Annotated in this window: 11 protein-coding genes and 1 pseudogene; 6 read left to right on the top strand and 6 right to left on the bottom strand. The window is 72.1% G+C overall.

Annotation, left to right across the window (positions count from 1 at the left end):
• The first annotated feature begins 97 nt into the window (after positions 1-97).
• The 4 genes from allB (at position 98) to pgi (ending at position 5898) form a co-directional block, all read left to right on the top strand.
• Positions 98-1414, top strand: coding sequence for an allantoinase AllB (gene allB, locus Q0L54_RS07645; protein WP_296666799.1), 1317 nt, complete (start codon positions 98-100; stop codon positions 1412-1414).
• 330 nt (positions 1415-1744) lie between these two features.
• Positions 1745-2659, top strand: a complete 915-nt coding sequence (gene pucL / locus Q0L54_RS07640) for a factor-independent urate hydroxylase (RefSeq protein WP_296666796.1) — start codon at positions 1745-1747, stop codon at positions 2657-2659.
• A complete protein-coding gene (locus tag Q0L54_RS07635; protein WP_296666795.1) occupies positions 2656-4059 on the top strand; it encodes an amidohydrolase family protein in 1404 nt (467 codons plus the stop codon). The genes pucL and Q0L54_RS07635 overlap by 4 nt, the downstream gene beginning before the upstream one ends.
• 159 nt (positions 4060-4218) lie before the next feature.
• Positions 4219-5898 (top strand): glucose-6-phosphate isomerase, encoded by a 1680-nt coding sequence (pgi, locus tag Q0L54_RS07630; protein ID WP_296666793.1) that lies wholly within the window; start codon positions 4219-4221, stop codon positions 5896-5898.
• A gap of 130 nt (positions 5899-6028) precedes the next feature.
• On the opposite strand, the gene Q0L54_RS07625 is transcribed toward pgi, so the two are convergent.
• Genes Q0L54_RS07625 through uraD form a run of 3 tightly spaced genes read right to left on the bottom strand, consistent with a single transcriptional unit; the run spans position 6029 to position 7520 of the window.
• Positions 6029-6685: a DsbA family oxidoreductase gene (locus tag Q0L54_RS07625; RefSeq protein ID WP_296666790.1), complete on the bottom strand. Its 657-nt coding sequence runs from the start codon at positions 6683-6685 to the stop codon at positions 6029-6031.
• A 41-nt stretch (positions 6686-6726) separates the two neighbouring features.
• Complete coding sequence (gene uraH / locus Q0L54_RS07620) at positions 6727-7047, bottom strand: hydroxyisourate hydrolase (protein ID WP_296666787.1); 321 nt, start codon at positions 7045-7047, stop codon at positions 6727-6729.
• Positions 7044-7520, bottom strand: a complete 477-nt coding sequence (gene uraD, locus Q0L54_RS07615) for a 2-oxo-4-hydroxy-4-carboxy-5-ureidoimidazoline decarboxylase (RefSeq protein ID WP_296666786.1) — start codon at positions 7518-7520, stop codon at positions 7044-7046. Before uraD ends, uraH begins: the two co-directional genes overlap by 4 nt.
• A gap of 23 nt (positions 7521-7543) precedes the next feature.
• On the opposite strand from uraD, the gene Q0L54_RS07610 reads away from it, so the two are divergent.
• Both Q0L54_RS07610 and Q0L54_RS07605 read left to right on the top strand, forming a co-directional pair.
• Positions 7544-8101 (top strand): NTP transferase domain-containing protein, encoded by a 558-nt coding sequence (locus tag Q0L54_RS07610; protein ID WP_296666784.1) that lies wholly within the window; start codon positions 7544-7546, stop codon positions 8099-8101.
• 57 nt (positions 8102-8158) lie between these two features.
• A complete protein-coding gene (locus tag Q0L54_RS07605; RefSeq protein WP_296666782.1) occupies positions 8159-8467 on the top strand; it encodes a hypothetical protein in 309 nt (102 codons plus the stop codon).
• Here the strand turns inward: Q0L54_RS07605 and Q0L54_RS07600 are convergent.
• The 3 genes and pseudogenes from Q0L54_RS07600 to Q0L54_RS07590 form a co-directional block, all read right to left on the bottom strand.
• Entirely contained in the window at positions 8464-8865 is a 402-nt protein-coding gene (locus Q0L54_RS07600; protein WP_296666779.1) for a hypothetical protein, read from the bottom strand. The genes Q0L54_RS07605 and Q0L54_RS07600 overlap by 4 nt on opposite strands.
• Before the next feature lie 136 nt (positions 8866-9001).
• Positions 9002-10258 (bottom strand): allantoate amidohydrolase, encoded by a 1257-nt coding sequence (locus Q0L54_RS07595; RefSeq protein ID WP_296666777.1) that lies wholly within the window; start codon positions 10256-10258, stop codon positions 9002-9004.
• Positions 10255-10683: pseudogene (locus tag Q0L54_RS07590) on the bottom strand (alanine--glyoxylate aminotransferase family protein); the annotation flags it as partial. The gene Q0L54_RS07595 and the pseudogene Q0L54_RS07590, both read right to left, overlap by 4 nt.

Raw genomic sequence — 10683 nt, 5'->3', positions numbered from 1 at the left:
ACCACGCCCACGGACTCGCCGGCGTCCAACTCCGCCAGCACCTCGCGCGCGATCTCGAACACGTCCGCCAGTCTGTCACCCGTCCCGAGGGGAAGCCATGACCCACCACCTCGTGATCCGCGCGGCCCGCGCCGCGCTGCCGAGCGGCGAGGCTCCGGCGGCCGTCGCGATCTCCGGTGGGCGCATCGTCGCCGTGGAGCCGTTCGACGCGGCGCTCGACGCCCACGTCGAGGTCACGCTGGCGCCGGACGAGGTGCTCATCCCGGGGGCCGTCGACACCCACGTCCACGTCAACGAGCCGGGCCGCACCGAGTGGGAGGGCTTCGACTCCGCCACCCGCGCCGCGCGCGCCGGCGGCGTGACCACCCTCATCGACATGCCGCTCAACTCGATCCCGCCCACCACCACCGTCGCGGCGCTCGACGTGAAGAGGTCGGTCGCCGCCGCGAAGTCCCACGTCAACGTGGGGTTCTGGGGCGGGGCGGTGCCCGAGAACCTCGGGGCCTTGCGGGGGCTGTGGGACGCCGGGGTGTTCGGCTTCAAGTGCTTCCTGGCGCCCAGCGGGGTGGACGAGTTCGGCCACCTCGACCGCGCCCGGCTACGCGCCGCGATGGAGGAGATCGCGGGCTTCGGCGGTCGGCTCATCGTGCATGCCGAGGACCCGGAGGTGCTCGACGCCCACGCGGACGGAATCGGGCGGGACTACGACTCGTTCGTGGCCTCCCGACCCGACGCCGCGGAGACGGGCGCCATCCGGGCCGTCATCGACGGCGTGCGCGCCACCGGCGTCCGCGCGCACATCCTCCACCTGTCCTCGGCCGCCGCGCTGCCGCTCGTGAGAGCCGCGAAGGCCGAGGGGCTGCCGCTGACCGCCGAGACCTGCCCGCACTACCTCACCTTCGACGCGGAGCACATCCCCGCCGGCGGCACGCAGTTCAAGTGCTGCCCGCCCATCCGCTCCGCCGCGAATCGTGAGCTGCTGTGGGCGGCGCTCGCGGATGGGACCATCGACTTCGTCGCCTCCGACCACTCCCCCGCCACCGCCGATCTCAAGCTGGGCCACGGCGGCGACTTCGGGCTCGCGTGGGGTGGGATCGCGGGCCTCCAGGTGTCCCTCGCCGCGGTCTGGACCGGCGCGCGGGCGCGCGGATTCTCGCTGGACGATGCCGTGGCCTGGACCAGCGCCCGGCCCGCGGCGTGGGCGGGGCTGGGTTCCAAGGGGGCGATCGAGGCGGGACGCGACGCGGACCTGGTGGCGTTCGCGCCCGAGGAGCGGTTCGCGGTGCACGCGAGCGAGCTGGCCCACAAGAACCCCGTGAGCGCTTTCGACGGCGCGTCGCTGGTGGGCCGCGCGCGGCGGGTCTGGATCGCGGGCTCGGAGACCGCGGACGGCGTGCTGCTCGCGCGCCCCTAGGCCCGGCTTCACTGACACTCCGCACGCGCCCTCACTGACACTGGGCACGCGCCCCCACTGACACTGGGCACGGTTTCGGATCCGACACGCCGCCATCCGGGCCGAATCTGAGGCGATCCGCGGCGTGTCGCGCTCAACTCCGTGCGGAGTGCCAAGGGCCTGGCGCGGGGCTTCAGCGGGGTGGCGGGCCTGTTCGCCACATCAACATTCGGCACTGAAACGCCTCGTGTTTCGGCGGTGTGAACATTGGCGAACAATCCGCGAAAACGGGCGAGCGGCGCGCGGCGGGGGCACGATGATGAGTGGATCACCACCGCGGAAGGGCGGGCCATGGGCATCATCCTGGGCGACCACCAGTACGGCAAGGCGGAGAACCGCATCGTCCGGATCGTGCGCGACTCCCCTCGACACGAGATCCGTGACGTCAACGTGTCCTCATGCCTGCGCGGCCGCTTCGACCAGGCCCACCTCACCGGCGACCAGGGCGCGGTGCTGCCCACGGATACGCAGAAGCAGACCGCCTACGCGTTCGCCAAGACCGTGGGGCTGACGTCGCTGGAGCGCTACGCCTACGCGCTCGCCACGCACTTCGTGGACGACGTCGAGCCGGTGGATCAGGCGCGGCTCGAGCTGGAGGAGTTCGGCTGGGAGCGGGTCTCGGTGGGCGGCGTCGAGCACGACTTCAGCTGGGTGCGCACCGGGCAGGAGGTGCGGACCGTGTCCGTGACCGTCGAGGGCTCGGGCGAAGCGCGGCGGACGTGGATTACGGGCGGGCTCAAGGACCTGGTGGTGCTCAAATCCTCGGGTTCGGAATTCCACGGGTTCCTTGCGGACGAGTACACCGTGCTGGAGCCCACCTCGGACCGGATCATGGCGACGTCCCTGGTAGCGGCCTGGCGGTTCGGCCCGGTCGACATCGCGGGCTTCGACTTCGACGCGGCCTACGCGGCGATCAAGACCGCCATGGTCGAGACGTTCGCGAGCTTCCACTCGCTCGCCCTCCAGCAGACGCTGTACGAGATGGGCAAGGCGGCCATCGAGGCGGTGCCCGAGCTGGTCGAGGTGCGGCTCTCCGCCCCCAACAAGCACCACTTCGCGTACGACCTGGAGCCCTTCGGGATCGTCAACGGCAACGAGGTCTTCCACGCCGACGACCGCCCGTATGGACTCATCCAGGCCTCGGTGATCCGCGACGACGCCCCGGACGCCGGCCCCGCATGGCGGCAGTACTCGGGCCTGGTATGACACAGGTCTACCGCGCCCACGTCTTCCACATCGAGGGCGCACCCGCGCAGTCCGAGGTAGCCGCGCACCTGGTATCGATCCCCGACGGCGCGATGGCGGTGGACGCCCACGGTCGCATCGTCTGGCTGGGGCCGTGGGGCGACCTTCCCGAGGCCTACGTCGACGCCCCGGTGACCCGCGCCGATTACCTGATCCCGGGATTCGTCGACGCGCACGTCCACTTCCCGCAGAGCTACGCCACCGCGGCGCACGGCGGCGGCCAGCTGCTGGAGTGGCTCGACCACTGCATCTTCCCCACGGAGTCTAGGTTCGCGGACGAGGCGTTCGCGTCGCGGGCGGCCCGGTACTTCACGCGACGCCGGGTCGCCGCGGGAACCACCGCGGCCATGGTGTTCGGCAGCGCCTTCCCGGTGGCGCAGGACGCGCTGTACCGGGAGACGCTCGCGGCGGGGCTGCGGGTGGTGTCGGGGCGCGGCGTGCAGACCGTGGGCCCGGCGGCGGCGTCGGCGTTGATGACCAGCGAGGCCGAGGCGCTCAAGCTCGTGGCCGAGGAGATCGACAGGTGGCACGCCATCGACACCGGCGACCCGCGGACGGCGCGCATCCAGGTGGGGATCGTGCCGCGCTTCTCGCTGTCCGTGACGGCCGGGACGCTCGCCGCGATGGGCGAGCTGTACGACTCCGTCCGCGACCGCGGCGTCTACTTCCACTCGCACCTCAACGAGAACAACCGCCGTGGCGACGGCGAGATCGCGGCGGTGCTGGGTTCGTACGGCGTCGAGGCTTATCTCGACACGTACGACGGTCGCTTCCTCCCCGGATCGAAGGTGGGCGGCTTGTCGCTGCTGGGTCGCCGGTCCTCGCTGGCACACGCGGTGCACTGCCAGCCGCGGGAGCTGGCGCGCCTGGCGGAGACCGGGACATCGATCGCGCACTGCCCCACGTCGCAGCTGTTCCTGGGCTCCGGGACGATGCCATGGCGGGCGACCGTCGACAGCGGGGTCAACGTGGCGCTGGGGACGGACATCGGGGCCGGGGACGAATGGTTGATCTCGCGCGTCGCGGGTGACTGCTACAAGGTGCACATCTCCGAGCCCGGCGACGCGGGCACGGCGGTGCATCCGGCGGAGCTACTGTTTGCCGCCACCTTGGCCGGAGCGCGGGCCCTGGACATGGAGCACGCGTTCGGGAACCTGGACGTGGGCAAGGACGCGGACTTCCTGCTGGTGGAGACGGCGCGCTGGGAGCCGCTCGACGGGATGCTGTCTATGGGGATCCGGTCGCAGGACGAGGCTCAGGCCACGCTTGAGGAGCTCTTCACGCTGCTCATGGGGCTGCGGCAGCCCGCGATCTCGGCGGTGTTCGTGCAGGGGCGCCGCGCGGTGGCGCCAGAGCTGTAGCCGCGCCTTCTCCCACCCGTGTCGCCCTGCGGGGAACTCACCGACGGTCTGGAGCGATCCTCGACTGCTGCGGGGAACTCACCGACGCATCGTCTCCGCGAACTCGTCCCGGGCGGGAGTCCCGGGCGCGACGGCGCGAACCCGACTAGCCTGACTGTCGTGACTGCACCTATCGACGCCACCACCACGTCCGCCTGGGCCGAGCTCGAAGCCCACCACGCATCGTTCACCCCGGATCTCCGCGGGTGGTTCGCCGCCGACGCCACGCGCGTCGAGCGCCTCAGCCTGCCGCTCGCCGATCTCCACGTGGACCTGTCGAAGAACCTCGTCACCGACGAGATCCTGAGCAGCCTGGTGAGGCTCGCCGAGCAGACCGGGGTGGCGGACCGCTACGCCGCGATGCTCGCCGGCGAGCACATCAACACCACCGAGGACCGGGCGGTGCTGCATACCGCGCTGCGGCGGCCCGCCGGAGCCTCGCCGGCCCTCACGGTCGACGGTCAGGACATCGACGCCGACGTGCAGTCCGTGCTGACCGCGATCGACGCGTTCGCCGGGCGCGTGCGCTCCGGCGACTGGACGGGCATCACCGGCAAGAAGGTGACGCACCTCGTCAACATCGGCATCGGCGGGTCCGACCTGGGCCCCGTGATGGTCTACGAGGCGCTCGAGCCGTACGCGACCGCGGGCATCGAGGCGCGCTTCGTGTCGAACATCGACCCGACGGACATGGGCCAGAAGGTCAAGGGGCTCGACCCGGAGACCACGCTGTTCATCGTCGCGTCCAAGACCTTCACCACGCTCGAGACGCTCACCAATGCGCGGCTCGCCCGCGAGTGGCTGTGGACGTCGCTGGCCGCGGCCGGCGTCGCCGTCGGCACCGACGAGGAGAAGGCCGATGCGGTGGCGCACCACTTCATCGCCGTCTCCACCGCGCTCGACAAGGTCGAGGCGTTCGGGATCGACCCCGCCAACGCGTTCGGATTCTGGGACTGGGTGGGCGGCCGGTACAGCGTCGACTCGGCGATCGGCACGTCGCTCGCGATCGCGCTGGGGCCGGACGTGTTCCGCGAGCTGCTCGCCGGCTTCCACGCCGTCGACGCTCACGTCGCAACGACGCCGCTCGACAAGAATGTGCCCGTCCTGATGGGCCTGCTCAACGTCTGGTACTGCAACTTCCTGGGCTCCCAGTCGCACGCCGTGCTGCCGTATGCGCAGCAGCTGCACCGCTTCGCGGCGTACCTCCAGCAGCTCACGATGGAGTCGAACGGCAAGTCCGTGCGGTGGGACGGCTCGCCCGTCACCTCGGACACCGGCGAGATCTTCTGGGGAGAGCCGGGCACCAACGGCCAGCATGCCTTCTACCAGCTCATTCACCAGGGCACGCGCCTGATCCCGGCGGACTTCATCGCCGTCGCCAACCCCGCGTATCCGCTCGAGGACGGCGGCCGCGACGTCCACGGCCTGTTCCTCGCCAACTTCCTGGCGCAGACCAAGGCGCTGGCGTTCGGCAAGACGGCGGAGGAGGTCGAGGCGGAGGGCACCACGGGCGCGCTGGTTGCGGCCCGGACGTTCGCGGGCAACAAGCCCACCACGTCGATTTTCGCCCCCGCGCTCACTCCGGCGGTGCTGGGCCAGCTCATCGCGCTCTACGAGCACATCACCTTCACGCAGTCCGTGGTGTGGGGCATCAACGCGTTCGACCAGTGGGGCGTCGAGTTGGGCAAGCAGCTCGCCATGCAGATCGCCCCGGCGATCGAGGGCGATGCGGATGCGCTGGCGTCGCAGGACGCGTCGACTCAGGCGCTGATCGCCTACTACCGCGCGCACCGGGCGTAGCGAGATCGCAGACCGGGCGGCCGCGCGTTGGCTCTTAGGCGCCGGCGACACAATTCGCTACCGTTGAGCGATTTCCGGCCGAAAAGCGACACTAATCCGCACCGCTGGCGCGGGAGTAGCGGCGCGGAGGTCAGGCGGGAGCGGGGGCGACGGCGCGCGCCTCGCGCGCCTTCTGCAGCGCGAGGGTGAACGTCTCCACGGGCTGCGCGCCCGAGACCGCGAACGCGCGGTCGAAGACGAAGAACGGCACGCCGGTCGCGCCGAACGCCGCCGCCTGGGCCACGTCCGCCTCCACCGCGTCGTCGTAGCGGTCCGAGGCGAGCACCGCCGCCACCTCGGACCGGTCCAGGCCCGCCTCGACGGCGAAATCGGTGAGTTGTGCGTGGTCGTCGATCCAGGCGCCGTCCGTGAACTGCGCACGCATGAGTCGCTCCTTGAGCTCCGGGCCCAGGCCGCGCTCGTGAGCGAGGTGGAGCAGGCGGTGGGCGTCTCGCGTGTTGGCCTGCACGTAGCGGTCGAACCGATAGTCGATCCCGGCCTGCGCCCCCAGGCCCTCGAGCCGGCCGTTCATCTCACGGATTCGCTCGGCTGGGGCATTGAACTTGGTGGCCAGCGCCTCGGCATGCGGGGTGCGCGAGCCGCGCGGGATGGTCGGGTCCAGCTGGAAGCTGCGGTAGCGAACGGACACCTCCTCGCCGGAGGCCGCCACGGCCTCCTCGAGGCGGCGCTTGCCCAGGTAGCACCAGGGGCACGCGATGTCGGACCAGATCTCGATCTCGATAGTCATGCCGGCTCAACGGATCGAGGGTCGCGGAGATTCCTGACGCGTCAACTTCCGCGGTACGTCGAGTACGCGAACGGGCTGAGCAGCAGCGGCACGTGATAGTGGGCATCGCCGTCGACGGCGAACGCGATCCGCACCTCCGGGTAGAAGCTTGCGACGCCGTGGTCGCCGAACCAGGCGCCGGTCGCGAAGACCGCCTCGTACGTGCCCTCGCCCAGTCGCTCGGGGCCCAGCTCGGAGACGCGGCCGTCGGCGTCCGTCACGCCCTCCGCGATCTCGACCCCGCGATGCAGCAGGGCGACGCGGATGCCCGACGCCGGCCTTCCCGTGGTCGCATCCAGCACATGCGTGGTCACGTGGCTCATGCCGCGGCCTCCCCGTACGTGGCGCGCAGCCGCAACAGCGCGATGCCGCGCAGCTGATCCGCGACCTCGGACAGCTCGACCACCGGGTCGTTGCCGAGCCGCCGCTCCAGCTCCGCCACGATCTCCTCGCGCGAGCGGCCCGCGGCCCGAATGAGGAACACGCGCCCGAACCGGTCCTCGTACGCCGCGTTGAGCTCCGCGAGCCTCGCCGCCAGGGCGTCGTCGTCGCTCTCGCTCGCGGACTGCTCGGAGCGCGAGAATCGCGACTCGGCGTCGTCGCCCGGCCGGCTCTCTCCGATCCGCGGGTGCGCGGCGAGCGCCTCCTCGATCTCGTCATCGGCGAGCGGGGTGGCCGCGGACACGGCCGCGCGCTCCAGGTCGAGCATCGATCCGTAGGCGCGACCGGCGACGGTCTGGGCCCAGCGGTCGACATGCAGGCAGGCGAGGAGGTCCTCGCGCGTGGGTTCGATCATGACGCCTCCCTAGGATGACCAGTATGTCGAAATCTCTGGCAGGCGTGGTGCTGGCCGCGGGCGCGGGCGCCCGCTACGGCGGACCCAAGGCGCTGGCGCGCGACCACCTCGGCGCATGGCTGCCACGCGCGTGCGCGCTGCTCGCGGGCGCCGGGTGCGATCCGGTGATCGCGGTGCTGGGCGCGCGGACGGACGATGCGGCGGCCCTGCTCCCCCGCGACGTCGCCGGGGTGGTCGCCGAGGACTGGGCGAGCGGCATCGGTGCGAGCCTGCGCGCCGGCCTGGAGGCCGCGCTCGACGCCGGCGCCGGCGCCGTGCTGGTGACCCTGGTCGACCTCCCGGGCCTCGCGCCCGAGGCGGTCGGACGCGTCGCGGCGCTCTGGCGTGGGGACGATGCGGTGCTCGCCCGCGCGGTCGATGCCGGCGTGCCGGGACACCCGGTGCTGCTGGGAGCCGCGCACGTGCGCGCGCTCATGCCCACGCTCGACGGCGACACGGGCGCGGGGCCCTATCTCGCCGAGCACGGCGCCCAGCAGGTCGACTGCACCGGCCTGGGCGCGGCGGCTGACGTGGATGGCTAGGGTGAAGGCACCGGGTGCCATCCGCGGAGTCCGGGATGCTGGAGGGGGACTCGGGCCATGAGCTGGAGGCGGCTGTTCTGGATCGGAATCGCGATGGCCGGGGGCGGCATCGCCCTGGGCCTGGCGATCGAGCAGTGGTGGATGTCCGCAACGGACTTCGGCTCGCCCGGATTCCTCACCTCGGTGCCGTACTGGCTCACGACAGTGCTCTCGCGAGCGCTGTGGAGTGCCGTGGTGCCCGCGGGCGCGGTGCTCGCGGCGCTTGCGGTGGTGCTGCCCAAGGCGATGCCCGTGTGGACGGACCCGGCACCCGCGCGACTCTCCGCAACCGGCCCCGTGTCCGACGGCCGCGCTCAGGAGGACTAGAGGCGCTCGCTCGGCGGCGGTGCGCCCAGCGCCGCGCGGCACCGGCCCGCCGTCTGCGGCCGCACCAGGAATTCCCTCAGGTCGCGGTGCGCGTCGATCACCGCGAGGAGGACGCCCTCCTCCTGGTCGTCGTCGACCACCAGCGTGGTGACGCCCGTACGCTCACCGAGCCCGAGCCGCAGCACGATCAGCACGCCCGGCAGCACCAGGCCGAGCCCGCCGAGCGCATAGAACTCCATCAACCCGCCCACGCTGCCGGCGTGATGGAGCTGGTACAGCGACAGCGGGATGCCGACCACCATGTAGGCGGCCACCAGGGCCAGTCCCGCCACGAGCCAGCCGGCACTTCCCGGGGCCACGATGGTGACTCGACCGTGGCGCACCCTCAGCCTCTTCACGACGAGCCTCCCCGGCCGGATCCGCGCGGGGCCTCGGCCTCACGCACGGGCCCCTGAGACGCATCACACTCCCCGCCGGATGCCCTGTCAAACGGAACGGCATCCAGCGGCGCCCGCGCCGTCCGCGGCGGGGACGTCAGCTCCGGCCCACCGCCAGCACGGCGGCCTCGAAGGCATCGATCGCGAGTGCCACGTCCTCCTGGGTGACCGACTCGTCGGGGTGGTGGCTCACGCCCTCGTTGCCGCAGCGGACGAACAGCATCGCGTAGGGGGTGAGGGACGCGATCGCCATGGCGTCGTGACCGGCCTTCGACAACAGCTCGAGCGGCGCATCGTCGCCCGTGACGGCGCGGATCCCCTGCTCGACGGCCTCGCTGAGGCGCCGCTCCGACGAGGTGGCGCGTGCGACGTGCCGGAGCGTGTCGACCAGGGTGAGCCGACGGGACACCGCGCTGTCCAGCGCTCGCGCCCGGATCGATTCCCACGCCCGGTCCCGTTGAGCATCCGTCGCGGCGCGCACGTCGAGCGAGAACTCGGCCCTCCCGGGGATCACGTTCGCGGCCCCCGGCAGCACCCGCATCTCCCCCACCGTGCCCACCACCCCCTCCGCCAACGCCACCTGTTCGACGGCGATCGCGGTCTCCGCGGCGCCCAGCAGCGCATCGCGACGGTGGCGCATGGGCACCCCGCCCGCGTGGCCGGCCCTGCCCTCCATCGACAGGTCGAAGCGTTTGGCGCCCATGATCCCGGAGACCACGCCGAGCGGGCGGCCGGCGTCGAGCAGCAGCGGCCCCTGCTCGATGTGGACCTCGAGGTAGCCGCGCACGGCCTCCGGGTCCAACGCCGCGTCACCCACGGCGTCGGGATCGAGGCCGAACGCCGCCAGGGCGTCGCGCAGCGAGACGCCCGCGCCGTCGCGCAGGTCGAGCCACGCGGTCTCCCAGGTTCCCGCCACCGCGCAGGATCCCAGCAGCGTACGCCCGAAGCGCGTGCCCTCCTCGTCCGCGAAGCCGAGTACCTCGAGCGCGACCGGCAGGCGCTCGCCGCGCTCCTGGAGACGGCCCACCACCGCGATCGCGATCATCACACCCAGGATTCCGTCGTAACGGCCGGCGTTCGGGACGGTGTCGAGGTGGGAGCCCAGCAGCAGGGTCTTGGCCTCGGGCGTGGCCCCGGCGTACGAACCACGCGCGTTGCCCGCGAGGTCCTGCCACGCGCGCATGCCTGCCGCCTCGACCCACTGCGCCACCTGTGCATTCGCGGCGGCGTGCTCGGGCGACAGGTAGGTGCGCTCGATGCCGCCCTCCATGGCGGAGATGCCGGCGAGCACGTCGCACCGGCGCAGCACCTCGTTCGCGTCCGCGAGGGCGCCCGCCGAGGCTCGCGCCCTCACGCCGCCCCGCCGTAGACGTCGTAGGCCGCGTCGACCCCCGCGCCCCCCGGAGCCGCGTGGCCGTGGCGACGCAGCACGGCCTCGAGTGCGGCAAGCGTGGTGAGCACCGCATCCTGGCGGGCGTTGTAGCCCATGGTGCCGATGCGCCACACGCGCCCGGCGAGCGGGCCGAACGACGTGCCGATCTCGATGCCGAAGTCCGCCAGCAGCGTGCCGCGCACCGCCTCGCCGTCCACGCCGTCCGGGATCACCACGCCCACGATGTTGGACATCTTGTGGGCCGGGTCGCCGTAGACCTCGAGCCCCAGCCCCTGGACGCCCGCCAGCATCGCGCTCCCGTGGAGCGCGTGACGCGCCTGGTAGGCGCCCAGCCCCTCCTCGAGCACCAGCCGCGCGCACTCGCGGGCGCCGTACAGCATCGTGGT

Origin of the sequence: Demequina sp. (genome assembly GCF_024642165.1) — a bacterium.
Taxonomy (GTDB): domain Bacteria; phylum Actinomycetota; class Actinomycetes; order Actinomycetales; family Demequinaceae; genus Demequina.
The sequence above is the reverse complement of the archived record's forward strand: the minus strand, read 5'-3'. Positions and strand labels throughout refer to the sequence as shown.

Coding starts and splice junctions, on each gene's coding strand:
- uraH (WP_296666787.1), bottom strand. CDS start 7,047: ATGAGCCACGTGACCACGCATGTGCTGGATGCGACCACGGGAAGGCCG.
- pucL (WP_296666796.1), top strand. CDS start 1,745: ATGGGCATCATCCTGGGCGACCACCAGTACGGCAAGGCGGAGAACCGC.
- Q0L54_RS07625 (WP_296666790.1), bottom strand. CDS start 6,685: ATGACTATCGAGATCGAGATCTGGTCCGACATCGCGTGCCCCTGGTGC.
- Q0L54_RS07610 (WP_296666784.1), top strand. CDS start 7,544: ATGTCGAAATCTCTGGCAGGCGTGGTGCTGGCCGCGGGCGCGGGCGCC.
- allB (WP_296666799.1), top strand. CDS start 98: ATGACCCACCACCTCGTGATCCGCGCGGCCCGCGCCGCGCTGCCGAGC.
- Q0L54_RS07635 (WP_296666795.1), top strand. CDS start 2,656: ATGACACAGGTCTACCGCGCCCACGTCTTCCACATCGAGGGCGCACCC.
- uraD (WP_296666786.1), bottom strand. CDS start 7,520: ATGATCGAACCCACGCGCGAGGACCTCCTCGCCTGCCTGCATGTCGAC.
- Q0L54_RS07605 (WP_296666782.1), top strand. CDS start 8,159: ATGAGCTGGAGGCGGCTGTTCTGGATCGGAATCGCGATGGCCGGGGGC.